Below are 24305 nucleotides of genomic sequence, written 5' to 3'. Positions count from 1 at the left end.
CACCCGGCAGCGCCACACTCGACCTCGGCGCGGGAACGTTCCCACACGGCCCGCACTACCCCCACCCCGCACGACCCGCACAAGCCACCCCCACCCAGCACCACCCCCACCCCACGGAACAGGGAGAACCCACGTGAAGACCCGAGTCCTCGCCGGCCTCGCCATCGCGGCGGCCGCGACCGTCGCACTGTCCGGCTGCGTCCAGAGCGCCAACGCCTCGAACGCCGCGGACACGAGCGGCGGCACCACGAACCTCACCGTGTTCATCAGCGGCGACACGAACGTCCAGGACCTCTGGGACAAGTCGCTCATCCCCGCCTTCGAGAAGGCGAACCCGAAGATCCACGTCAGCACGAGCATCGACCTGCACGGCGAGCACGACGCGCAGACCCAGGCGAACCTGGCCACCGCGGTCAAGGCCGGCAAGTCCGTCGCGTACGACCTGGTCGACGCCGGCTTCGTCAGCACCGCGGGCAAGGCCGGACTGCTCAGCACGGTCAGCGACAGCACGATCCCGAACCTGAAGGACGTCCCCGAGGCCACGAAGCAGCAGGGCGGCGACAGCGCGATCCCGTACCGCGCCTCGAGCGTCCTGCTCGCCTACGACTCGAGCAAGGTGACGGACCCGCCGGAGAGCCTCGACGACCTCCTCGCCTGGATCACGGCCAACCCCGGTCAGTTCGCGTACAACTCCCCGTCGTCCGGCGGCTCCGGCGGCTCGTTCGTCGCCACGGTGCTCGCGAAGTACCTGACCGCGGATGAGCAGGCGACGATGCAGACGACGTACGACAAGTCGCTCGAGTCGAAGTGGGACAAGGGCTTCGCAGCGCTCGAGGACCTCGGCCCCTCGACGTACCAGAAGGGTGTCTACCCGAACGGCAACGACCAGGTCGTGCAGCTGCTCGGCAGCGGCCAGATCGCGATGGCGCCGGTGTGGAGCGACCAGTTCATCACCTCGCAGAAGACCGGCGTGATCCCGAAGACCGTCAAGGCGATCCAGATCACCGACCCGTCGTTCACCGGCAGCGCCAGCTTCCTCGGCATCCCGAAGACCGAGCCGAAGGCCAAGAAGGCCGCCGCCGAACAGCTCGCCGACTTCGTGCTGAGCTCCAAGGGGCAGCAGCTCGTCGCGAGCGCCGTCTCCGGCTACCCGGTCATCCCGCTCGACAGCCTGCCGGCGTCGGTCGCGGAGCAGTTCGCCGACGCGAACCCCTCGCAGCTCCGCCTCGGGTTCCAGAGCGACTTCGCCGCCGACATGAACGCCGCGTGGGACGCGAAGGTCCCGCAGTGACCCAGACCGTCCAGGACGGCCCGGCGACCGACCGGGAGGCCCGTGGCGACTCCGCCACGGGCCTCCCGCCCGTCCCGTCGCCTGCCCACGGCACGGCGGACACCGCAGGTCGGCTGTCCGTCCAGGAGCGGCTCGACCGCCGTCGGCGGTGGCAGGGCCTCGCCCTCGTCGCGGCGCCCGTCCTCGTCGTGGTCCTGTTCGTCGGCGTACCGGTGGTAAACGCCGCGCTGTTCAGCCTCGGGTTCACCGGCGGCCTGAACCAGGCACTCGCGGACATCGGCGGCGACACCGTGCGCGGCTTCTCGTTCGCGGTGTACGGCACCCTGCTCGGCAACGCCACGTTCCTGCGCGACCTCGTCGCGACGCTCGGGGTCACCGCGTTGTCGACCGGTCTGACCGTCGCGCTCGCCGTTGCGGTGGCCGTGATCCTCCGGCTCCGCGGTGGTCTCCTCGGCAAGAGCCTCAGCGTCCTGGCCGTGGTCCCGCTCTTCGTGCCGGTGGTCATCGCGAGCTGGTCGGTCCTGACGTTCACCGATGCGCAGGGCTTCCTCCGCAGCCTCGGTGCCCAGTTCGGCCTCGACGTCCCGGTGTGGGGGTACACCCTCGTCGCCGTCGTGTTCGGCAGCGTCTGGACGAGCCTGCCGTTCGCCGTGCTGATGATCGCCGGCGCGCTGCAGGGCACCCCGGACGCCCTGGTCGAGGCCGCGAAGGACGCCGGCGCGAGCACCTGGCGTGTGGTCTGGCAGGTGCTCCTGCCGATGGCGGCGACCCCGCTCGTCATCGCGACGACGTTCACCGTCATCGGGGTCCTCGGGTCGTTCACGGTGCCGTACTTCACCGGTCCGAACGCCCCGACGATGCTCGGCGTCGACATCTCGAAGTACTTCCAGGCCTACAACCGCCCGCAGCAGTCGACGGCGATGGCGTTCATCGTGTTCGCCTTCGCCGCGGCCGCGAGCGTGTTCTACCTGCGCTCGACGGTCCGGGCGAACGCCGGCGAGCTGCGGAAGCAGCAGCAGAAGCAGGAGCAGCCGTGATCAAGCGACTCACCGGGAACACCCTCGTCTGGGCGACCGCTGTCGTGCTGGCCGTCTTCGTGCTCGGTCCGCTCCTCTGGCTGGCGGCTCGTGCCTTCGCCACGACCTGGACGTACCCGAACCTGTTGCCCGACGGCTGGACGCTGCAGTGGTGGGGCACCGTGTTCGAGGACCGGAGCCTGGCGGTCGCCGTCCAGAACTCGCTCGTCCTCGCCCCGCTGACGGTCCTCATCGCCGCCGTGGTCTGCCTGCCGGCCGCGTGGGCGATCAGCCGCATCGAGTTCCCCGGGCGACGGCTCGTCCTGGTCGGGCTGTTCGCCACGAACGCGTTCCCGAAGATGGGCCTCTTCGTCACGATGTCGGCGATGTTCACCGCGCTGAACCTCATGAACACGGTCACCGGCATCCTCATCGTGCACGTCCTCGGGTGCGTGGTGTTCATGACGTGGCTGCCCGCCGCCGCGTTCTCGGCCGTGCCGCGGTCCCTCGAGGAGGCAGCACGCGACGCCGGAGCGAGCCGCTGGCGGACCTTCTGGCGGGTGACGTTCCCGATCGCGTGGCCGGGGATCCTCGTCGCGATGGTGATGTCCTTCCTCGCGTCGTTCGACGAGGCGCAGGGCACGTACCTGGTCGGCGCCCCGACGTACATGACGATGCCGACGGCGATGTACTCGCTCGTCCTGAACTCCCCACGGCAGGTCTCGGCCGTGTTCGCGATCGCGTTGAGCATCCCGTCCGTGGTCCTGCTGCTGCTCGCCCGGAAGCACATCATGGGCGGCCGCCTGGCGGACGGCTTCCAGATCCGATGACCACCACCAGCACGAAAGGCGACCAGATGACGGACGCAACGCTCGTCGCGGAACGCACCACGGGCCTCCCGGCCGACGGCAGCACGACGGACCGGACCCGATCCGGCGGACTCAGCATCCGCGGACTGCGCAAGACGCTCGGCGGACGCGACGTCGTCGCCGGCATCGACCTCGACGTCGCGAAGGGCGAGCTCGTCTCGCTGCTCGGCCCGTCCGGGTGCGGCAAGACGACGACGCTCCGGATGGTGGCGGGGTTCCTGCCCGCCGACGGCGGCGTCGTGACGATGGGGGACCGCGACGTCACGTCGATCGGTCCGGAGCGTCGTCCGAGCGCGATGGTGTTCCAGAACTACGCGCTGTGGCCGCACATGACGGTGACGCAGAACGTGGCGTTCCCACTGCGGACCCGACGCGTGCCGAAGCAGCGGGTGGCGGAGCGGGTGCGTGAGGCGCTCGACCTCGTCGGGCTGAGCCACCACGCCGGGTCGAAGCCGACGGCGATCTCGGGCGGTGAGCAGCAGCGGGTCGCCCTGGCGCGGGCGATCGTGCAGGAGCCCGACGTGCTGCTCCTCGACGAGCCGCTGTCGAACCTCGACGCGAAGCTCCGGGTGAGCGTCCGCGACGAGATCCGGCGCATCCAGCAGCGTCTCGGCATCACGACCGTGATCGTGACGCACGACCAGGACGAGGCGCTCAGCATCTCGGACCGGATCGCGGTCATGCACGACGGCCGCATCGAGCAGATCGCGACGCCCACCGAGCTGTACGCCCGCCCCGCGACCGGGTTCGTCGCGTCGTTCATCGGGTCGACGAGCCCCGTCACCGGCCGGTTCCTGGCCGGCACGTCGGTCAGCCCCACCGTGGCGGACACGGTCCTGATCCGACCCGAGCAGGTCGTGCTCACCGACGACTCGCCGATCCGTGCGACCGTCGCCCGCGTGCTGATGCGCGGGCACTTCGCCGAGGTCGTGCTGGCCGCCGACGGCGCCGAGCTCCGCGCGTTCGTCACCGGAGCACCCCCGACGGTCGGCACCGAGACCGGGGTCCGCCTCGGCGAGGTGCTCGTGTACCGCGACGGCGCCCTGCTCGAGGGCACCCGATGAGCGCCCCGGTGTCGGCGCCCGCCGACCAGGTGGTCGCCACCAGCCCGACCGGGAGGCCCGGCGTGCGTCCGCCACGGCTCGTCGCCCACCGCGGTGCGCCGCGCGTCCGGCGCGAGAACACCCTGCCCGCCATCGCGGTCGCCGAGGCGCTCGGCGCCGAGGTCATCGAGGTCGACGTCCGTCGCACGGCCGACGACGTCGCCGTCCTGCTGCACGACGAGACCCTCGGCCGGATGTGGGGCGATGCCCGCCGGGTGTCCGACGTCGCCTGGTGCGACGTCGCCCGGCTCGGCAACGGCCTCGACCGGATCCCGCGGCTCGACGCCGCCCTCGAACGGCTCGACGGCTGCCACTCGGTGCTGCTGGTCGACCTGACGGACGCGGCCGACGGACTCGTCGCCGCCCGCACCGTCGCGGGGTCCACCGCGTCCACCACCGTGGCGTGGTGCGGAGCGCCGGCGGCGATGGCCGCGGTCCGCTCGGTGCTGCCCGACGCCGACGTCTGGCTCGCGTGGGAATCGCTCGACCCACCCGCTCCGGCAGACCTCGAGGCGTTGACGCCGTCCACCCTGAACCTCGACATCGCGTTCCTCACCCCGCGCACGATCGAGGCCGCGCACGCCCTGGGGCTGCGGGTCGCCGTCTGGACCGTGGACGAGGCCGAACCGGCGCTCTGGGCGGCACGGCTCGGCGTCGACTCGATCACCACGAACGACGTCGGCGCGATCGGCGCCGCACTGTCGTCCGCAGAGCGGGACTGTTGGCCGGAACGGGACCGCGAACCGACCGAGACCGAGGTCGCCTCGCGCGCCCAGGCCCTGGCGCACCGCATCGCGCACGAGGTCATCGCCTTCACCCGCGAGCACCCCGTCAGCGAGGTGCGGACCAAGGCGAACCCCGCAGACCTCGTCACCGACGTGGACCGACTGGTCGAACAGCACGTCCGGTCCCGCGTCCGGATGGCGTTCCCGACGCACGGGTTCACCGGCGAGGAGTACGGCGACGCCCCCGGCGACCGGCACCGCTGGTACCTGGACCCCGTCGACGGCACCACGAACCTGGCGAACGGCGTGCCCTGGACGTCGATGTCGCTCTGCCTGACCCGCGGTGGCCGGCCGCTCGTCGGCGTCGTGGCCGACCCGTGGCGGGGCGAGGTCCTCGAGGCTCGGCGCGGACGCGGTGCCACCCTGCGCGACCGTCCGCTCCAGCTGGACGACACCCCGCGGCCGCTCGCCGGGGCGGTCGTCGGCACCGAGCTCGACGGGCACCGGCCGTGGCCCGGGTTCGGTGCGTTCCTCGACGCCCTGGCCGACCGGTCGTGCACGCTGCGGCTGCAGGGCTCCGGCACGCTGACCATCGCGCAGGTCGCGGCCGGGCGGGGGATCGGTGGGTGCGTGTCGGCGTTCAACCCGGTCGACCACGGGGCCGCCGTGCTGCTCGTGCACGAGGCCGGCGGGATCGTGCTGACCCGCTCCGGTCCGGTCGAGGGCTTCCCGCCCGTGGGGGAGCCGTTCCTGGTGGCGCACCCCGGGGCCGCCGACGAGCTGCACGGGGTGTGGACGGCCGCGCTCGCCGCGGGCGCCGCGGCGGGCTGAGCCGGCGCGTGCGCGCGGCAGGTGTGGCCGGCGCACGGTGCGGGGTCCGCGTTCTGGTGCGGGGTTGGCCGCTGGGTGCGGTGCTGTAGGCGCGCACGGTGCTGCCAACCTGGCACGGGTCGTGCAGATGCGCACGGTGCGGACTGGAGGCGCGGGTCGGGTCGGGTACGGGCCTCCCGTCGGGTGGGTGGTGCGCACGGTGCGGGGCCTGCGTTCTGGTGCGGGGTCGGCCGCTGGGTGCGGTGCTGTAGGCGCGCACGGTGCTGCCAACCCGGCACGGGTCGTGCAGGTGCGCACGGTGCGCCCGCGGGTGCGGCGGCGCACGGTGCGCCCACGGGCGCGGCGGCGCACGGCTGACTCTGAGCGGGCGCTCAGTCAGCGGCCGACCGCGCTCCATAGGGTGGCAGGCCACGGGCGGTCCGACCGGATCACCCGTGCACCCGAAGGAGCATCGACCATGGGATTCCTCGACCGCCTGCTCGGACGTCCGGACCGCGACCGCACCGGTGACGCGCAGCAGTACGACGCGCAGCAGAACCAGTGGGGGCAGCCGCAGCAACCGCAGCAGCAGGGCTACCGGTACGGCCAGCAGTCGTACCACCAGCCCGCGCCGACGGGGGTGCCGGCCAGGCAGCAGCAGGGCGGCCAGTACGGCGTGCCGCAGTGGGGCGGTGCACCCGCGCAGCAGCAGGGTGCGGCGACCGACGACGAGCGCGCGGTGGAGCGGTACCGCTACCTGCTCCGCACGGCGCCGCCCGAGCGCATCGAAGAGGTCCATGCCGAGGCGTTCGCGAAACTGACCGACGAACAGCGCCGCATGGTCTACGACGAGTTCACCCGTACGGCGCCTCCCGGCGAGGCCCCGCGCGGCGACGACCCCCGCTCGCTCGCGCAGTCGGCGACGCGGTCCGAGATCCGCCAACCGGGCTTCATGGAGCGCTCGCTCGGTGGCGTCGGCGGTGGTGGCCGCTTCGGTGGGCAGCGCGGCGGACCGTCGTTCGGCAGCATGATCGGTGCCTCGATCCTCGGCACCGTGGCCGGCTACGTCATCGGTTCGGCGATCATGAGCGCCTTCCTGCCGGACCCCGGATCGTTCGATGGCGGTACTGACGCTGCGGGTGACGGTGGTTCGGAGGACACTGGAGCCGACTCCGGTGACGGCGGTGCGTCCGATGGTGGCGCGTCCGACGGCGGCGGGTTCGAGAGTGCGGGCTGGGGCGACAGCGGATCCGACTTCGGCGGTGGCTCCAGTGACTTCGGTGGTGACTTCGGCATCTGAGTGACCGGTCACGAGTTCCCACCGACCCACTGATATTCTCCGTGGTCGACAAGGGAGCGACATGGCCATCATCGAAGCCTCCGGGCTGACCAAGACCTACCGGTCGAAGTCCGGGCCGGTGCACGCACTGGCCGGACTCGACCTGTCCGTGCCCCAGGGCACCGTGAAGGCGCTGCTCGGGCCGAACGGCGCCGGCAAGACCACGACCGTGAAGGTGCTCACCACCCTCATCACCCCGGACTCCGGGACGGCCACGATCGACGGCATCGACGTGATCGCCGACCCGCAGGCCACCCGGCGGTCCATCGGGGTGTCCGGGCAGTACGCCGCGGTCGACGAGAACCTGACCGGCTTCGAGAACCTCGAGATGATCGGGCGGCTCTACCACCTGGGCCGGAAGACGTCGCGGGAGCGTGCCCGTGAGCTCATCGACGTGTTCGACCTGGCCGAGGCCGGGGACCGCCCGGTCAAGGGCTTCTCCGGTGGCATGCGGCGACGGATCGACCTCGCCGGGGCCCTCGTGATGAACCCGCGCGTGCTGTTCCTCGACGAGCCGACCACGGGCCTCGACCCCCGCAGCCGGCTGGCGCTCTGGGGCATCATCGAGGACCTGGTGGCCGAGGGCGCCACGGTCCTGCTCACCACGCAGTACCTCGAAGAAGCCGACCGGCTCGCCGACGACATCGCGGTCATCGACGACGGCCGGGTCATCGCCGAGGGCACCGCTGACCACCTCAAGGCGCAGGTCGGCGGCCACCGGGTCGTCGTGACCCTGGTGGACGAGACCGACGGTGACGCCGTGACGACCGTCCTGCGGCGCTACGGCGTCGGCGACGTCGAGGCCTCTGGTGACGGCCGCACCCACGCCATCGCGGTCGAGGCCGGCCCCACCGCGCTGCAGCGGGTGCTCGCCGACCTCGGTGACGCCGGCATCGAGCTGCACGACGCGGGCATGCGCCGACCGACCCTCGACGACGTGTTCCTGCGGCTCACCGGCCACGCCGCGACGGAGGACGAGGCCGACGAAGCCGCCGCCACCAAGCAGAAGGAGACGGCCCGATGACCGCCACCACCATCGCGCCGGGTCGGCAGCTGCCCGTCGTCGTCACCTCGCCGGTCGCCATCTGGTTCGAGGACGGCTGGACCGTCACCAAGCGGAACCTCATCAAGATCAAGCGGTCGCCGGACATGCTCGTGTTCGCCGTGCTGCAGCCCATCATGTTCGTCCTGCTCTTCAGCCAGGTCTACGGCGGCGCGATCGCGGTCGAGGGCACCGACTACACGCAGTTCCTGATGGCGGGGATCTTCGCGCAGACCGTCGTCTTCGGGGCCACGTTCTCGGGCTCGGCGATGGCGCAGGACCTGAAGGAAGGCCTGATCGACCGGTTCCGCACGCTGCCGATGTCGGCGTCTGCGGTGCTCGTCGGCCGGACCAACTCCGACCTCGTGCTCAACTCGATCTCGATGGCGATCATGATGCTCACCGGGCTGGCCGTCGGGTGGCGGGTGAACTCGTCGCCGCTCGAGTTCCTGGCCGGCATCGCACTGCTGCTGCTGTTCAGCTACGCGTTCAGCTGGGTGATGGCGCTGCTCGGCATGAGCGTCAAGACGCCGGAGGTCATCAACAACGCCTCGTTCATGATCCTGTTCCCGCTGACGTTCATCTCGAACGCCTTCGTGCCGAGCGACACGCTGCCCCTGGTGCTGCGGGTGTTCGCGGAGTGGAACCCGGTGTCGTCGCTCGTGCAGGCGGCCCGTGAGCTGTTCGGCAACGTCGGGTCGGCGCCGGTGCCGGACATCTGGACGATGCAGCACCCGATCGTGACGGTGCTGATCGGGATCGCCGTGATGCTCGTCGTGTTCGTGCCGTGGGCGGTCAACAAGTACACCCGCATCAGCGCGAAGTGAGACCGTCGGGGCGGTGAACAAGACTGCACCATCCACAGCCAGGATCAGCGCGAAGTGACCGCGTGGGCGCTCAGAGCAGCTTGCGCTGCAGCGCCCACGCCGTCAGCTCGTGCCGGTTCGACAGCTGCAGCTTCCGCAGCACGCTCGACACGTGGGTCTCGACGGTCTTCACCGAGATGAAGAGCTCGGACGCGACCTCCTTGTAGGCGTACCCGCGCGCGATGAGGCGCATCACCTCCTGCTCGCGCGCCGACAACCGGTCGAGTTCCGCGTCGTGCTGCGCGGTCTCGCCGCTCACCGCACCGAAGGCGTCGAGCACGAAGCCGGCCAGGCGGGGCGAGAACACCGCGTCGCCCTCCGCCACCCGTCGGACGGCCTCGGCCACCTCGGCGCTCGACGAACTCTTCGTGATGTACCCGCGGGCCCCGGCCCGGATCACCCGCACGACGTCGTCGGCCGCGTCGGACACGCTCAGCGCGAGGAACAGCGTGCCCGGGTGCTCGGCAGCGGACCGCGTGATCACCTCGGCGCCGCCACCGCCGGCTCCGCCGGGCAGGTGGACGTCGAGCAGGACGACACGGGGTGCAGTGGTCGCCACGAGCGTCACGGCTTCGTCGACGGTGGCGGCTTCACCCACGACCTGGAGGCCCGGTGGCAGTCCGGCGCGCACGCCGGCTCGGAAGATGGAGTGGTCGTCGACGATGGCGACGGTGAGCAGGTCGGGCTCGGTCATGCGTCCTCCTCGTGGTGGGGGGCGGTGGGCGCGAGCGGCAGCCGGAGCCGGACCTCGGTCCCGGTGCGACCGGGCCCCGGGGCGATGGTCGCCCGGCCGCCGAGTCGGTGCAGCCGCCCGGTGATCGACTCGCGCACGCCGTACCGTCCCTCGAGCACGGCGTCGGGGTCGAAGCCCGGCCCACGGTCGCGGATGCTGACCTCGACGACGTCCTGCGCGGTCTCGGCGTACACGCTGATCGTGCCGCCGGCGTGCCGGGCGGCGTTGAGCATCGCCTCGCGGGCAGCGGCGACGACACCGTCGGGCAGGTCGGTGCGCGACGGGCCGACCGCGATGACGTCGATGCGGACCGGGTACTCGGCCTCGATGTCGGCGGCGGCGTCGCGCAGTTCGGCGCCGAGGTCTCGGGCCGGCTCGGTCTGCTCGGCGAACAACCACGACCGCAGTTCGCGTTCCTGCGCCCGGGCGAGCCGTGCGGCATCGGAGCCGGGCTCGGCCTTCTGCTGGATGAGCGCGAGCGTCTGCAGCACCGAGTCGTGCAGGTGCGCGGCGAGTTCGGCGCGCTCGAGGTCGCGGACCCGTGCCGCGCGCTCGTCGGCGAGGTCCCGGACGAGCCGCACGACCCAGGGCGCGACGACCACGGCGACGCCGAGCAGCACCGCGACCGCTGCGCTGAGCACCGTCCACACGTTCGGCCGGTCGCTCGTGGTGAAGAACAGCAGGATGCCGAGCACGACGAGCACCAGTGCACCGAGCGCCCGGACGACCAGGGTCGACGACGCCGCGGCCCGGACGGTGCGCAGGGCGTCGAACTGCCGCCAGGCCAGGGCAGCACCGGTGACGACCACGACGCCGGGCACGACGACCTCGAGCGGGACCTGGGCGCCGAGCCGTACGGCGACGATCGCGCCCCCGGCGGCGAGCAGTGCGAGTCCGAGCAGGATCTCCACGACGGGTGCTCGACGGCTCACGGTCACGGTCGCGTCGGCGTCGGCGTCGCCGTCGCCGTTCGCACGGGGCGCCGTGAGGACGGCCTTGAGCGGTGACGTCGCGGCCACCGTCGCGCTCGGGGTGGTGGCCCACAGCCACGCGTAGAGCAGGACCCCGGCCCCGCCGCAGACGGTCAGGACCGCCGTCGCCGCCCGGACGGCCCCGAGTGGCAGACCGGTGTGCGTCGCGAACCCGCTGCAGACACCACCGAGGACCCTGGGGGTCGGGCGGGTCATCCGAGCGGTGGCCATGGGCCAATCCTGGCACTCGGGCGCCCGCACCAGCAGGGTTCGGGGCAGGGATCAGGGACCGGTCAGGGGGAACCCCGATGGTGTCCGCCACCGCGGGCCGGGATGCTGGAGACCATGACCGATCACCAGCACGACACGGCTCCCGGCCCGGCTGCCGGCACCGCCGACTCGACGGCCCGGTTCTTCGACTGGATCCGCGGACTCGACGTCGCCCGCACCGACGACCGCTGGCTCGCCGGCGTCTGCGGTGCCGTGGCCCGACGCACCGGACTCGACCCGCTCGTCGTCCGCGGCGTCGCGATCGTCGTCGCCCTGCTCGGCGGTCCGGTCTTCCTGGCGTACGCCGTCGGGTGGGCGCTGCTGCCGGACACCACAGGACGGATCCACGTCGAGCGGATGATCCGCGGCGTGCTCGACCCGGCGCTCATCGGGATCGGCGTCTTCGTGGTGCTGACCTTCGTGCCCGCGGTCCAGGGGATCTGGTGGCAGGGCGTGCCCTCGGCGTGGGGGATGCCCGGCTGGCTCGAGGCGACCCTGCGCACGGCGTGGAGCATCGCGCTCGTCGGCGGGATCGTCTGGCTGGCCGTGGTGGTCGCGCGTCGTCGCACCGACGGGCCGGCGCCCGACGCTGACGCCGCCGCGGCAGCGGGGACACGGCGCGACTTCTGGACGAGCCCCGACGACCCGCGCCCGGCCGGTGGAGCCGCGTGGACGGCGGACGCGGGGGAGGCGTCGGACGCGGGCCGGGCCTCCTGGCAGTGGAACGCCCCCGGTACCCCGCAGGGCCGACAGCGACGACACGACGAGCGGATGCGCGCCGAACGGGAGCGGGCGGCCGCGTGGCGCGCGACCCGCGCCGAGCGACGGTCGAGCGCGGCGTACGTCGCCGTGTCGCTCGGGCTGGCGCTCGTCGCCGGGGCCGGCGTCGCGGTCTGGGCGCAGGCGGAGGCCTGGCCGGTGGCGGTGCTCGGCATCGCCGCGGCGGTCGCCGTGCTGGCGATCGCGACCATCGTCGCCGGGATCCGGGGACGCGACGACGGTGCCCTCGGCCTGTTCTCGACGATCGGGGTCGTCGCCCTGGTCGTCACCGGGGTGCTGCCCGCCGGCACGCAGGTCTCGCTGATCGGCGGGACCACCTGGCGGGTCGACAGCGTCGCCGCCGGGTCGGAACGGAACTACGCGATGCTCGTCGGCGGGCCGACCCTCGACCTGCGCGGCCTCGACGAGACCGACGCCGGCGGGGACGTGAACCTGTGGCTCGGCGCCGGCGGGGCCGAGGTGCTGCTGCCGACCGACGTGCCGGTCCGGGTCGAGGTGAGCGGCGTCGGGTACGGCGTCGACACCGACGGCGACTCCGGCGACGACGGCAGCGGCGGGCTGTTCGGCACGACCACCGTCGAGAACCGGGCGGCACGGTCCGCCGGTACCGATGCGGTCGGGACGACGACCGTGCACCTGTGGATCCTCGGGGGCGCCGCCGACGTGCCCCGTGCGCTGACCGTCAACGAGTGAAGGACGAGACGATGACGAGCGACGACGAGACGACCCAGACGTTCCCACCTGCGGCGCCGGTACCGGCACCGGAACCTGCGCGGGCGCGCCGTGGTGCACGCTTCGGCACGATCTTCTGGGGTGTGGTGCTGCTCGTGTTCGCGGTCGCGATGGCCGTGAGCGCGATCCCGGTGTTCTCGGTCGACCCGACCACCCTGTTGCTGGCGGCCTGCCTGGCGGCCGGAGCCCTGCTGGTGGTGGCGGGGCTGGTGGCGGTGTTCACCAGGCCCCCGCGGTAGCCGGACCGGGTTGTCCGGCGGGAGCCGGACCGGGTTGTCCGGCGGGAGCCGGACCGGGTTGTCCACAGGGGCCGTCCGGGTGCGCGCGTGCGTCACCCGGACGGCTTAGCATCGTCCACGTGACCGCGACAGACGCCGAGCGGGCCGCCCAGCGCGACGCCACGGAGCCACCCCTCGACCGCAGCACCCGACTGCGTCGCTGGATGCTGCAGGGCGCCCACCAAGGGGCGTCCCACCAGGGTCCGCACCAGGTCGAGGTCGAGAAGACCCACCCGTGGTGGCGGGTCATGTGCCTGACCGGCGTCGACTACTTCTCGACCCTCGGGTACCAGCCGGCGATCGCGGCGCTCGCCGCCGGCCTGCTGTCGCCGATCGCCACGATCGTGCTCGTGCTCGTCACGCTGTTCGGGGCGCTGCCGGTGTACCGCCGGGTCGCGAGCGACAGCTTCCGCGGTGCCGGGTCGATCATGATGCTCGAGAAGCTCCTGCCGTGGTGGGCCGGCAAGCTCCTGGTGCTCGTCCTGCTCGGGTTCGCCGTCACCGACTTCATGATCACGATGACGCTGTCGGCGGCGGACGCCACGGCGCACATCGCCGAGAACCCGTACACGCCACACTGGTTCACCGAGATCCCCGTCCCGCTCACCCTCGCGCTGCTGCTGTTGCTCGGCGTGGTGTTCCTCCGCGGCTTCAAGGAGGCGATCGGCATCGCGGTCGGCCTCGTCGCGGTGTTCCTCGCGTTGAACGCCGTCGTCGTGGTGGTCGCGCTCTGGCACGTCTTCGAGCACCCGATGGTCGCCAGCGACTGGTGGTCGGGGCTCACCGCGCAGCACAGCAACCCCCTCGTCATGGTCGGCATCGCGCTCGTCGTGTTCCCGAAGCTCGCGCTCGGCCTGTCCGGGTTCGAGACCGGCGTCGCGGTGATGCCGCAGGTGCGCGGTGACGCGTCGGACGACACGAGTGCCCGGCCCGAGGGTCGGATCCGCGGCACCAAGCGGCTCCTGACCGTCGCGGCCGTGATCATGAGCTCGTTCCTGATCACCTCGTCGATCGCGACGACGTTCCTCATCCCGCAGCACGAGTTCCAGCCGGGCGGCGGTGCGAACGGGCGGGCCCTGGCCTTCCTGGCGCACCAGTACCTCGGCGGGGTGTTCGGATCGATCTACGACTTCTCGACCGTCGCGATCCTGTGGTTCGCCGGCGCGAGCGCGATGGCCGGCCTGCTCAACCTGGTGCCGCGGTTCCTGCCCCGCTACGGCATGGCGCCGCAGTGGGCGCGGGCGACCCGGCCGCTCGTCATCATCTTCACGCTCATCGCCTTCCTGATCACGATCGTGTTCCGCGCGAACGTCGACGCCCAGGGCGGGGCCTACGCCACCGGCGTGCTCGTCCTGATCACGAGCGCCGCGGTCGCGGTCACCCTGTCGGCCCGTCGCCGGCAGCAGAAGAAGCGCACCATCGCGTTCGGGGTCATCTCGGTCGTGTTCGTCTACACCACCGTCGCGAACGTCATCGAGCGGCCCGACGGCGTCCGGATCGCGGCGATCTTCATCATCGCCATCGTCGTGGTGTCGCTCGTCTCGCGGGTTCGCCGGTCGTTCGAGCTCCGCGCGTCCTCGATCGAGCTGGACGCAACGGCCCGGCAGTTCGTCGAGGCCGACGCCGACCAGTTCAGCGCGGTCTGCATCATCGCGAACGAGCCGGGTGCCGGCACCGCCGAGGCGTACCGGGCGAAGGGGCGCGAGGAACGGCGCGACTCCGGCATCCCGGCGCGCGTCCCGACGATGTTCCTCGAGGTGCTGCCCGCCGACTCGTCCGACTTCGAAGAGGACCTGCTGGTCGAGGGGCACGTCGTGCACGGACACCGTGTGCTCCGGGTCCGGTCCGGCAACGTGCCGAACACCATCGCCTCGACCCTGCTCGCGATCCGGGACACCGCCGGGGTCGTCCCGAGCATCTACTTCGAGTGGAACGAGGGCAGCCCGATCCGGAACGCCCTGCGGTTCGTGTTCACCGGGGCCGGTGACGTCGCGCCCGTCACGCGCGAGGTCCTGCGCGAAGCCGAGCCGGACGTCCACCGCCGGCCGTCCATCCACGTCTCGTGACCGGTCCCGCCCGCGCGCGCCGGGTCCCGACGCCCGCCGGTGGGCTCGCCGCGGTGGTCGTCGCCGCCGCGGTCTGGGGGACCACCGGCACCGCGACGCACTTCGCCCCGGGCGTCCCCGCCTTCGTCTTCGGCGCCGTCACCTTCGGGATCGGCGGTCTCGTGCTCGCCGCCGTGGCCGGACGTGGCACGCTCCGCGCCGTCGCCGAACGCCGCACGCGGGTGTGGGCGCTGCTCGGCGCAGGGGCGCTCGTCGTCTACGCGGTCGCCTTCTACGCGGCCCTCGCCGACGCGGGCGTCGCCCTCGGCACCACGATCGCAATCGGGTCGTCACCCGTGTTCGCGGGGCTCGTCGAGTGGGTTTCGGACAGGAGGCCCGTCACCAGCAGGTGGATCGTCGCCACGCTGGTGAGCGTGGCCGGCATGGTCGTCGTGACCCTGGCGCGGTCGGAGCGCGACGGCGGCGGTGGTGCGCTCGCGCTCGGGATCGCCAGTGCACTGCTCGCCGGACTCACGTACGCGCTGTACTCGTGGGCGGTGGCGCGGGGACTGCACGCGGCGGCCGGGGCGGTGTCGGTGCCCGGCGGGCCCGGGGTCGAAGCCGTCGCGGCGGGGCTGCCGAACGGCCACGGGCTCGTCGGCGCCGTGTTCGGCATCGCTGCCGTGCCGCTCGTCGTGCTGGTGGCCCTCGGCGGCGCACCGTACCTCGGCGAGGGCGACAACTGGCCGGTGTTCCTGTACCTGGCCCTGGTGCCGACGGTCCTCGGGCACTCGCTGTACGCCGTGGGATTGCGGTCCGTCGGTGCCTCGGTCGCGACCCTGGTGTCGTTGCTCGAGCCCGTGGTCGCAGCGGTGCTCGCCGTGCTCGTCGTCGGGGAGCACCTCGGCACGACGGGATGGCTCGGCATCGCACTCGTGGTGGCCGGGCTCGCCTTGCTCGCGGTGCCGGGGCGACGCCTGCGCTGACGCGCGTCGGGCACTGACGACGTCAGCCGTCAGCCGTCAGCCGTCAGCCGTCAGTCGTCGGCGAGGATCTGGTCCCGCACCTTCCGCCGCAGCACCTTGCCGATCATCGAGCGCGGCAGGTCCTCGACCACGACGACCCGACGCGGCACCTTGTACGCCGCCAGCTGGTCACGCGCCCACGCCCGCAGCGCCGCGGCGTCGAACGAGGACGGGTCCTTCGGCACGACGGCGGCGACGACCTGCTCGTTGCCGCCCTGCGTGATGCCGACGACCGCGACCTCCTTGACGCTCGGGTGCTTGAGCAGGGCGTCCTCGACCTCGGACGGCGACACGTTGAAGCCGCCCGTGATGATGAGCTCCTTCAGGCGGTCGACGATCCGGACGTACCCGTCGGCGCCGATGGCCACGATGTCGCCGGTGCGGAACCAGCCGTCGGGGGTGAAGACCTCGTCCGTGGCCTCGGCCTTGCCCCAGTAGCCGCGGAACACCTGCGGCCCGCGGACCTGCAGTTCACCGGGCTCGTCGACACCGAGCACCTTCGTGCTGTCGTCGGGGTCGACCACGCGGGCCTCGGTGGAGGACAACGGCAGACCGATGGAGCCGAGGCGACGTGCCGGGGACACCGGGTTGGCCATCAGCACGGGGGAGCACTCGGACAGCCCGTAGCCCTCGACCAGGTACCCGCCGGTCCGGGCTTCCCACGGCTCGACGATGTCCTGCGACAGCGGCATGGCGCCCGAGATGCCGATCTCGATGCCCTCGAGCGAGACCTTCGCCGAGTCGGCGGCGTGCTGCAGTCGGGCGTAGATCGGCGGGACGGCGGGCAGGAACGTCGGCGGGTGCTTCTTGATCGCGGTGAGCACGAGCGCCGGGTCGAACGTCGGGAACAGCACGAGCCGCGAGGCCATGCTCATCGCGAAGGTCAGGCACAGCGTGAGGCCGTAGGCGTGGAACATCGGCAGCACCGCGTACACGACGTTGTCGCCCCGACGGATCTGCGGCACCCAGGCGCGGGCCTGTGCTGCGTTGGCCAACAGGTTCCGGTGCGTGAGGACCGCGCCCTTCGGCGTGCCGGTGGTGCCCGAGGTGTACTGGATCAGGGCGATGTCGTCCGTCGACGGGCGCGGGTGTCGCTTCGACAGCTTGCGGGTGCCGACCAGGTCGTCCCACTTCGTCGTGCCGCGCACCGTGGTGGTGAGCTTCGCGCGGGACTCGCGGGCCTTCGCCACCGGCAGGGCCAGGGCGAGCCGGGTGCTGCGGGGCATCGCGCGGGTCAGGTCGACCGACACGATCGCGTCGAGCTTCACGTCGGCAGGGAAGTCCTGCAGCGTCGCGACGGACTTGTCCCAGGCGATCGCGACCTTGGCGCCGTGGTCCTCGAACTGGTGGCGGAGCTCGCGCGGCGTGTACAGCGGGTTGTGCTCGACCACGATCGCGCCGAGGCGCAGGACCGCGTAGAACGCCACGATGTGCTGCGGGCAGTTCGGCAGCACGATCGCCACCCGGTCGCCGGCACCGACGCCGAGTTTGCGGAGGCCGTTCGCCGCGCGGAGGATCTGCTCCTGCAGGTCGGCGTAGCTGGTCGTCCGCTTGAAGAACTCGAGCGCGACCCTGCCCGGGAACCGTCGCGCCGATTCCTCGACCAGGTCGATCAGGGAACCGTGCTGTTCCTCGATGTCGTGCGGGACCCCCGGGGCGTACGAGGCAAGCCAGGGACGAGGCGTGTCGATGCTCACGCGTCCCAACCTAGCGGGCCACCCCGGCGCCCGCTGGGAAGCATCGGCCAGCATCGGGCGGCATCGGGCGCCATCGGGGTGCACGAAGCCGAGCGCGCTCCCAGGGGACGGACGGACGATGACGCCATGCCCTCCGTCTCCGACGCCTTCCGCTCCCGCCTCAACGACACGTTCACCGGTGGGGCGACGAGCAAGCCGGAGTGGATCGACGAACTCGAGGACGGCACCGACGCCGGCTTCTTCGGCCCCGGTTCCGCGACGTGGGCGGTGCACGGCGGCAAGCAGACGATCGTCGCCGGGGTCCGCGCACTCCTCGTGCAGGCCCTGCACCCGGGAGCTCTCGCCGGCGTCGCCGACCACTCCCGCTACCGCGAGGACCCGTTCGGCCGACTCGCCGGCACCATCCGGTGGATCTACACGGTCTCGCACGGCGACACCGCGACCGCCCGTGGTGCGAGCGAGTGGGTGCTGCGCCTGCACGAGCGCGTTCGCGGCCAGTACGTCGACGGCCACGGCGTCGCACGCGACTACGCGGCGAACGACCCCGACCTGGCCCGCTGGGTGCACCTCGCCTTCACCGACGCGTTCCTCCGCGCTGCGCAGCGCTGGGGCGGTCCGATCCCCGGCGGTGCCGACGCCTACGTCCGCGAGTGGGCCACCGCCGGCCGGCTCATGCGCGTCGAGGACGCCCCGGAGTCGGAGGCCGAGCTCCGCGCCCAGATGGACGGGTACCTCGACCGCGGCGAACTGGCCGTCACGGCCCGCACCCGCGACGTCGTCAAGTTCATCAAGAACCCGCCGCTCGCGCTGATGCTGCGGCCCGGCTACCAGGCGCTGTTCCAGGGCGCCGTCTCGACGCTCGACCCCCGCCACCGCTCGATGCTCGGCCTGCGGGCCCCCGCGATCGGGCCCGTCGAACTGCCCGTCGGCCGGGCGACCGGACTCGTGCTCGACGGGATCGGTGGGGTGCTCGGCAACCAGACGGGCACCGAGCGCGCTGCGCTCGTGCGCATCGCGCGCCTCGAGCGCGAGCGCGGCGCCGTTGCCTGAAACGTCCGCGTGTCACGTGTCGTGGACGTGACCGGAGACGGACGGGAGGCCCGTGGCCAGTTGGCCACGGGCCTCCCGTCCGCTCGAGGGTGCGTCAGAAACCGGACGGCACCCGGGGCGTGTACGCGGACTCGAGTCGCGTCACCTCGTCGTCGGTCAGCGTGATCGCGGCGGCCGCGACCGCGTCGTCGATGTGGTGCTCCTTCGTCGCACCGACGATCGGCGCGCTCACTGCGGGCTTGCCCGCGACCCAGGCGAGGGCGATCTGCGCCATGCTCACGCCGCGTTCAGTCGCGATGGACTCGACGGCGCCCACGATCGCGCGGTTCGCGTCCTCGTCCTGGCGGTAGAGCGTCTTGCCGAACTCGTCGGTGCTCGCGCGCGAACCGGAGCCCTCGGCGTCCCACGGCCGGGTGACCTTGCCGCGGGCGAGGGGGCTCCACGGGATCACGCCGACGCCGGTCGCGTGCGCGAAGGGGTGCATCTCGCGTTCTTCCTCGCGTTCGAGCAGGTTGTACTGGTCCTGCATGCTGACGAAGCGCGTCCAACCGTGCAGGTCGGCGACGTGCTGCATCTGCGCGAACTGCCACGTCCACATGCTGCTCGCGCCGAGGTAGCGGGCCTTGCCGGCCTTGACGACGTCGTGCAGGGCCTCCATCGTCTCCTCGATCGGGGTCACCGGGTCGAAGCGGTGGATCTGGTACAGGTCGACGTAGTCGGTGCCGAGTCGGGTCAGCGAGGCGTCGATCTCGTGCATGATCGCGGCGCGGGAGAGCCCGGCGCCGTTCCGACCGGGGCGCATCCGGTTGAACACCTTGGTGAGGACCTGGACGTCCTCGCGCGGGGCGAGCTCCTTGAGGAGCGTGCCGGTGATCTCCTCGCTGGAGCCGTCGGAGTACACGTTCGCCGTGTCGAAGGTGGTGATGCCGGCGTCGAACGCGCGACGGACGAAGGGGCGGGCCTCGTCGATGCCGACGCTCCACGCGTGTGAGCCGCGGTCGGGGGCACCGTAGGACATCATGCCGAGGACCACGGTGCTGATCTCGAGGCCGGAGGCGCCGAGGCGGGTGGTGTCGGTTGTCGCTGCGGTGCTCGGTGCTGCGTTGCCTGGTACTGCGGTGCTCGTCGCTGCGTTGCCTGGTGCGGCGTTGCTCGGTGCTGCGTTGGTCATGCGCTCACCTTGGCATCGCGGCCTGTGACGGCGAGCAGGCGGACCTGGAGTGGGGCGTCCTCGTCGACGTCGACCGGGGCGGCGTACAAGCCGGTGGCCGCGAGGTCCTCGATCTGCGGCTCGAAGTACTCCCACACCGCCTGCACGAGCTCGTCCGGCAGGGACTCGTCCGTACCGGTCGCCCGCGCCAGGTCCCACGTGTGGATGGTGATGTCGCTGGTCTGCTCGGTGAGGTACTGGCCGGCCGGAACGACGTCGGTGCTGAGGTGGACGGGGGTGTCCTGCGGGGCGTTCCGCCAGGCATCGGTCGCCGCGGTCGCGAAGCGCTGCCACTCGGACACGAGGTCGTCGCCGATGGACTCGAGGTCGGCCTCGGCCTGGGCGTAGTCGCACCCGGTGAGGAGCTTCGGGATCCAGCGCTGCTCGTCGACCACGTGGGTCACGAGGTCGCGGGTGGTCCACTCGGAGTCGGGGGTGGCGGCGTCCCAGTCCGTCACGGCGGCGACGCGGCGGCCGAACTCGGCTGCCGCGAGGGCCTGCATCGCGATCCAGTCGGTGGCCATGGTGGTGCTCCTGTTCGTCGGGCTGGCGTGCGGTGCTTCGTGCGGGTGGTGCGTGGTGCGGGTGGTGCGTGTCGTGCGTGTGGTGCATGTCGTGCGTGTGTCGTTGTAACTCGGGGGCCGGTGTGCGGATTCCCGCGCGTGCGGGCGTGCCCCTGTCCGCTGCCCAACGCTACGCCGAGGAGCCCGGCCGAGCGGGCGAAATGCCGCGGTCGTGCGCGTACCCACCGGACGTTTCCGCCCGTTCACGCCGGCGCGGGGTCGGTGCGCACTGCACCCGCTGACACCGGAGGGGCGTGCCAGCGCGTGGTCCCTGAGCGAGCGGGCGGAATGCCGGGGTCGAGTTCGAGATGAGGCCGGCATTTCGCCCGTTCGCCCGGTTGCGCTCGCGATGGAGCACCCGCGCGCGTCGCAGCGGGCGGCGGGCTGCGGGCACGGACGCACCCCCGAAGCGCCGCGGGGACGACGAACGCCCCGGCTCCGTGGGGAGCCGGGGCGCGTGTCTCGGGTTCGGGTGGTGCTGTTCGGTGCCCTCAGTCAGGCAGCGAGTCCGAAGGGACTCAGGCCGCCTGGAGCACGAACTGGACGTCGAGGTTGATCGTCACGTCGTTGCCGAGGGTGAAGCCACCGGCCTCGAGCGCTGCGTTCCAGTTCACGCCGAACTCGGTGCGGTCGATCTTCGTGGTCGCCTCGGCGCCGAACTTGACCTGGCCGTAGCCGTCGGTCGTGAAGCCACCGAGCTCGGCCTTGAGGACGACGGGCTTGGTGACGCCGCGCAGGGTCAGGTCGCCAGCGATGTGCAGGTCGTCGCCCTTGGCCTCGATGCTCGTCGAGCGGAAGGTGAGCTGCGGGTGCTCCTCGGTGAGGAAGAAGTCGCTCGTCTTCAGGTGCTGGTCGCGCTGCTCCTGGCCGGTGTTGATCGACGCGACGTCGATGTTCGCCTCGACGGTCGACTCGAGGGGGTTCTCGGCGGTGACGACGGTGGCGTCGAACGTCTCGAACTTGCCCTTGACCTTGCTGATGGCGAGGTGGCGGACCGAGAAGGTGACCTCGGAGTGGGTGGGGTCGATCTTCCAGGTGCCGGTCTGGTAGCCGGGGATGGTCGTGGCGGTGAGCGTCATGGTGGTCCTTCTTCCGAACGAGAGTCTGTGGTGCGACGCGATCCATGCGCCTGCATCAACCTGATACTACGCCAGTGTGCACCCTTTTGGTTGAAGCGTCAACCATTGTTCACCGAAGCGTCGCGAAGCGGTGGTCGTGCGGTGCGCTGAGCCCGGCCTGCAGGAGGCGTCTCACACGCTGTACGAATCGATCGACACCTCGGCCGACGTCGTCCGCCGTGGCCCGGACCAACCACCAGTCCACGTCCTTCAAGTGCTCACCGCGGGTGAGGTCCTTCCGGAAGGTGGCCGGGTCGGTGCGGTGGAGATCGCTCTCGTACTCGATCGCCACCCGTGCTGCGGGGTAGGCGAGGTCCACGCACGCGATCCACCTGCCGTCCACGATCACGTCGTGGTTCAGGGCGGGTTCCGGGAGTCCCTGGCGGACGAGGGTCAGCCGTGCCCTGGTCTCACCCGGGGAACGAGAACCCGGCCTGATCTCGGCGAGAGCGTGGCGCAGCTTCACGACGCCCCGGAGCCCGCGCCGCCGGCCGACTGCCAGGATCAGCTCGTCGAGGGTCGCCCATCCGAGCCACCCGACGAGGGCGTCACCCGCGATGATCAGTTCGTCGAGCGTCAACATCGTGCTCAGCGCGACGAACGTGTCCGCTGGCGTCGTCAGACGCACACCTCGGCTGGTGGTCGCACGGACCCTGCCGAGGTGGGCGCGGTGTCCGACGGCGCCGCGGACGCGAAGCGCCTGATCGACCCCGATCGTCGTGACGTGGAGCCGCGGCGAGCCCTCGAGCCGGCGGGGGAGCGGGATGCCGAGGATCGCGGCGGCCGTGACGTGGCTGAACACCTGGTCGGGGCGCAGCCGGGGAGCCAGCGCGCGGGCGCGTTCGTCAACGGTTCGCGGCGGAACCGCGGATCGGGTGCCGTGGAACGGGCGGACGAGGTCACGTGCCTCGAGGCGGCCGCGGGACACCCCTCGATGCAGTGCGTCACGGACGCGGAACGAGGCGTCCCGCAGCGCCAACGGGAGTCGGCGTCTGGCGGTCATCTCCACATCGTGGAGCCGAGCGGGCGCGACGGTGGCGAGTCGTGCCTCCAGTGTGGACGGCCCGCGATCCTGGCGCCCCTGTGGAGGAATCGCGCCGCGGTCGAGCGGGCGAAACACCGGGGTCCGGCTGCGTGGCGACCGCGGCATTTCGCCCGCTCGCGGGGGCGCCCGCCGGCGCGGACCGCAGCGCTGCCCGCCCGGCCGGTCGGTCAGCGCAGCGGTCGGGACCGCGGCGACGGCGTCAGCCCGCCCATCGCGGCGAGGCTCCCGCGGTCGCGACATCGTCGACGGCGCGAACGGTCGTATTGCCAGGGTGTCGCCGTCGGGCACGCCGGCATTTCGCCCGCTCGCGGGACGGGATCCACCCTCGCGGGACCGGCGCTCGCGGCGGCCGACCGCACCGCACGCCCCACCCACCCCCGCCCCACCCCGCGGCGGGCGGCAGGCACTCGCGGGGCCCCTCACGTGTCGGCGGGCTCCAGTAGCGTCGGGACCATGGAATTCAGGTACCTGGGCAACTCCGGACTCAAGATCTCCGAGATCACCTACGGCAACTGGCTGACGCACGGCTCGCAGGTCGAGAACGACGTCGCCTCCCAGTGCGTGCGGGCAGCGCTCGACGCCGGCATCACCACGTTCGACACCGCGGACACGTACGCCAACACCGCCGCCGAGACCGTCCTCGGCGAAGCACTCAAGGGCGAGCGGCGTGCGGGGCTCGAGGTCTTCACGAAGGTCTACTGGCCCACCGGCCCGAAGGGGCACAACGACACGGGCTTGAGCAGGAAGCACATCCTCGAGTCGATCAACGGCTCGCTGACCCGCCTGCAGACCGACTACGTCGACCTCTACCAGGCGCACCGCTACGACCACGAGACCCCCCTCGAAGAGACCATGCAGGCCTTCGCGGACGTCGTCCGCCAGGGCAAGGCGCTCTACATCGGCGTCAGCGAGTGGAACGCCGAGCAGATCCGCGCCGGCGCCGCGCTCGCGAAGGAGCTCGGCTTCCAGTTCATCTCGAACCAGCCGCAGTACTCGATGCTGTGGCGGGTCATCGAGGGCGAGGTCGTCCCCGCCTCGAAGCAGCTCGGCCTGTCGCAGATCGTCTGGTCGCCCATCGCGCAGGGCGTGCTGACCGGCAAGTACAAGCCGGGTCAGCCGCTGCCCGAGGGCTCGCGTGCCACGGACGAGAAGGGCGGCGCCGACATGATCAAGCGGTTCATGCGCGACGAGGTCCTCGAGGCCGTGCAGCGCCTGCAGCCCGTCGCCGACCAGGCCGGCCTCACGCTCGCGCAGCTCGCGATCGCGTGGACGCTGCAGAACGACAACGTCGCCAGCGCCATCGTCGGCGCGTCGCGTCCGGAGCAGGTCACCGACAACGTCAAGGCCGCGGGCGTCACGCTCGATGCCGACGCGCTCGCCGCCATCGACGAGGCGCTGGGTGACCTCCCGGAGCGCGACGCGGCCAAGACCGTGTCCCCGGCGCAGCGTCCCGCCTGAGACGCGACCCACCATCGGACGGGAGGCCCGTGGCGACGCCGCCAAGGGCCTCCCGTCCGCTTCTCGGTCGGCCGCACAGCCCTGTTGGCCTGCACAGACCGGTCCGGTCTGCACAGATCGGCCGTCCGTACCCCGGATGAACGGCACGTGTCGTGGAACTGGCAGACACCTGGGTAAGCCCGTACCCCACCCAAACCGCAGTCGCGTTACCCCCGAATCGGGGGCATGACCCGAACTGATACCCCCGTTCTGGTGTCACCCGACACCGG

21 protein-coding genes are annotated in these 24305 nt (G+C 71.9%); 14 read left to right on the top strand and 7 right to left on the bottom strand.

Features of this window, described 5'->3' with window-relative positions; all coding sequences use genetic code 11:
- The first annotated feature begins 133 nt into the window (after window positions 1–133).
- The 8 genes from EDF28_RS15600 to EDF28_RS15565 all read left to right on the top strand — a co-directional run bounded on the left by EDF28_RS15600 (window position 134) and on the right by EDF28_RS15565 (window position 9022).
- On the top strand, window positions 134–1291 hold the full coding sequence (locus EDF28_RS15600) for an extracellular solute-binding protein (protein WP_123938919.1): 1158 nt from the start codon (window positions 134–136) through the stop codon (window positions 1289–1291).
- Window positions 1288–2328 carry an ABC transporter permease gene (locus EDF28_RS15595; RefSeq protein WP_123938918.1) on the top strand — a complete coding sequence of 347 codons (1041 nt, stop codon included), beginning with the start codon at window positions 1288–1290 and terminating at the stop codon, window positions 2326–2328. The genes EDF28_RS15600 and EDF28_RS15595 overlap by 4 nt, the downstream gene beginning before the upstream one ends.
- Entirely contained in the window at window positions 2325–3137 is an 813-nt protein-coding gene (locus EDF28_RS15590) for an ABC transporter permease (RefSeq protein ID WP_123340755.1), read from the top strand. The genes EDF28_RS15595 and EDF28_RS15590 overlap by 4 nt, the downstream gene beginning before the upstream one ends.
- Window positions 3138–3163: 26 nt before the next feature.
- On the top strand, window positions 3164–4240 hold the full coding sequence (locus EDF28_RS15585) for an ABC transporter ATP-binding protein (protein ID WP_235036063.1): 1077 nt from the start codon (window positions 3164–3166) through the stop codon (window positions 4238–4240).
- A complete protein-coding gene (locus tag EDF28_RS15580; RefSeq protein ID WP_123938916.1) occupies window positions 4237–5835 on the top strand; it encodes an inositol monophosphatase family protein in 1599 nt (532 codons plus the stop codon). The genes EDF28_RS15585 and EDF28_RS15580 overlap by 4 nt, the downstream gene beginning before the upstream one ends.
- Before the next feature lie 457 nt (window positions 5836–6292).
- Entirely contained in the window at window positions 6293–7114 is an 822-nt protein-coding gene (locus EDF28_RS15575; protein WP_260155046.1) for a hypothetical protein, read from the top strand.
- Window positions 7115–7175: 61 nt separating this feature from the next.
- Window positions 7176–8177, top strand: coding sequence for an ATP-binding cassette domain-containing protein (locus tag EDF28_RS15570; protein WP_123294046.1), 1002 nt, complete (start codon window positions 7176–7178; stop codon window positions 8175–8177).
- On the top strand, window positions 8174–9022 hold the full coding sequence (locus EDF28_RS15565; protein WP_123294045.1) for an ABC transporter permease: 849 nt from the start codon (window positions 8174–8176) through the stop codon (window positions 9020–9022). The genes EDF28_RS15570 and EDF28_RS15565 overlap by 4 nt, the downstream gene beginning before the upstream one ends.
- 70 nt (window positions 9023–9092) lie before the next feature.
- Here the strand turns inward: EDF28_RS15565 and EDF28_RS15560 are convergent, their stop codons facing one another.
- A complete protein-coding gene (locus tag EDF28_RS15560; RefSeq protein WP_123938915.1) occupies window positions 9093–9755 on the bottom strand; it encodes a response regulator transcription factor in 663 nt (220 codons plus the stop codon).
- Window positions 9752–10996 (bottom strand): ATP-binding protein, encoded by a 1245-nt coding sequence (locus tag EDF28_RS15555; protein ID WP_123938914.1) that lies wholly within the window; start codon window positions 10994–10996, stop codon window positions 9752–9754. The genes EDF28_RS15560 and EDF28_RS15555 overlap by 4 nt, the downstream gene beginning before the upstream one ends.
- A 114-nt stretch (window positions 10997–11110) precedes the next feature.
- On the opposite strand from EDF28_RS15555, the gene EDF28_RS15550 reads away from it, so the two are divergent.
- From EDF28_RS15550 to EDF28_RS15535, 4 genes are all read left to right on the top strand, one after another.
- Window positions 11111–12508 (top strand): PspC domain-containing protein, encoded by a 1398-nt coding sequence (locus EDF28_RS15550; protein ID WP_185094267.1) that lies wholly within the window; start codon window positions 11111–11113, stop codon window positions 12506–12508.
- An 11-nt stretch (window positions 12509–12519) separates the two neighbouring features.
- Entirely contained in the window at window positions 12520–12786 is a 267-nt protein-coding gene (locus tag EDF28_RS15545; protein WP_123938912.1) for a hypothetical protein, read from the top strand.
- 203 nt (window positions 12787–12989) lie between these two features.
- Window positions 12990–14891, top strand: a complete 1902-nt coding sequence (locus EDF28_RS15540; RefSeq protein ID WP_243648898.1) for an amino acid transporter — start codon at window positions 12990–12992, stop codon at window positions 14889–14891.
- On the top strand, window positions 14888–15856 hold the full coding sequence (locus tag EDF28_RS15535; RefSeq protein WP_123938911.1) for a DMT family transporter: 969 nt from the start codon (window positions 14888–14890) through the stop codon (window positions 15854–15856). Before EDF28_RS15540 ends, EDF28_RS15535 begins: the two co-directional genes overlap by 4 nt.
- A gap of 50 nt (window positions 15857–15906) precedes the next feature.
- Here EDF28_RS15535 and EDF28_RS15530 read toward each other — a convergent pair whose 3' ends face one another.
- Window positions 15907–17592 carry a long-chain-fatty-acid--CoA ligase gene (locus EDF28_RS15530; RefSeq protein ID WP_123938910.1) on the bottom strand — a complete coding sequence of 562 codons (1686 nt, stop codon included), beginning with the start codon at window positions 17590–17592 and terminating at the stop codon, window positions 15907–15909.
- A gap of 126 nt (window positions 17593–17718) precedes the next feature.
- On the opposite strand from EDF28_RS15530, the gene EDF28_RS15525 reads away from it, so the two are divergent.
- Window positions 17719–18642 (top strand): oxygenase MpaB family protein, encoded by a 924-nt coding sequence (locus EDF28_RS15525; protein ID WP_123938909.1) that lies wholly within the window; start codon window positions 17719–17721, stop codon window positions 18640–18642.
- 94 nt (window positions 18643–18736) lie between these two features.
- Here EDF28_RS15525 and EDF28_RS15520 read toward each other — a convergent pair whose 3' ends face one another.
- From EDF28_RS15520 to EDF28_RS15505, 4 genes are all read right to left on the bottom strand, one after another.
- On the bottom strand, window positions 18737–19663 hold the full coding sequence (locus EDF28_RS15520) for an aldo/keto reductase (RefSeq protein ID WP_260155058.1): 927 nt from the start codon (window positions 19661–19663) through the stop codon (window positions 18737–18739).
- Window positions 19664–19809: 146 nt separating this feature from the next.
- Window positions 19810–20376, bottom strand: coding sequence for a TIGR03086 family metal-binding protein (locus EDF28_RS15515; RefSeq protein WP_111086825.1), 567 nt, complete (start codon window positions 20374–20376; stop codon window positions 19810–19812).
- 557 nt (window positions 20377–20933) lie between these two features.
- Window positions 20934–21494, bottom strand: a complete 561-nt coding sequence (locus tag EDF28_RS15510) for a YceI family protein (protein WP_111086826.1) — start codon at window positions 21492–21494, stop codon at window positions 20934–20936.
- A 109-nt stretch (window positions 21495–21603) separates the two neighbouring features.
- The gene (locus tag EDF28_RS15505; protein ID WP_123938907.1) at window positions 21604–22536 is read right to left on the bottom strand and encodes a hypothetical protein; all 933 of its coding nucleotides are present in this window, start codon (window positions 22534–22536) and stop codon (window positions 21604–21606) included.
- 495 nt (window positions 22537–23031) lie between these two features.
- Between EDF28_RS15505 and EDF28_RS15500 the strand changes: the two genes are divergently transcribed.
- The gene (locus tag EDF28_RS15500) at window positions 23032–24036 is read left to right on the top strand and encodes an aldo/keto reductase family protein (RefSeq protein WP_123938906.1); all 1005 of its coding nucleotides are present in this window, start codon (window positions 23032–23034) and stop codon (window positions 24034–24036) included.
- Window positions 24037–24305: the final 269 nt, after the last annotated feature.

This window comes from Curtobacterium sp. PhB137, from assembly GCF_003814955.1.
In the GTDB taxonomy this organism is placed as follows: Bacteria; Actinomycetota; Actinomycetes; order Actinomycetales; family Microbacteriaceae; genus Curtobacterium.
Note: the sequence above shows the minus strand (reverse complement) of the source record. Positions and strands in the feature narration are given on the sequence as shown.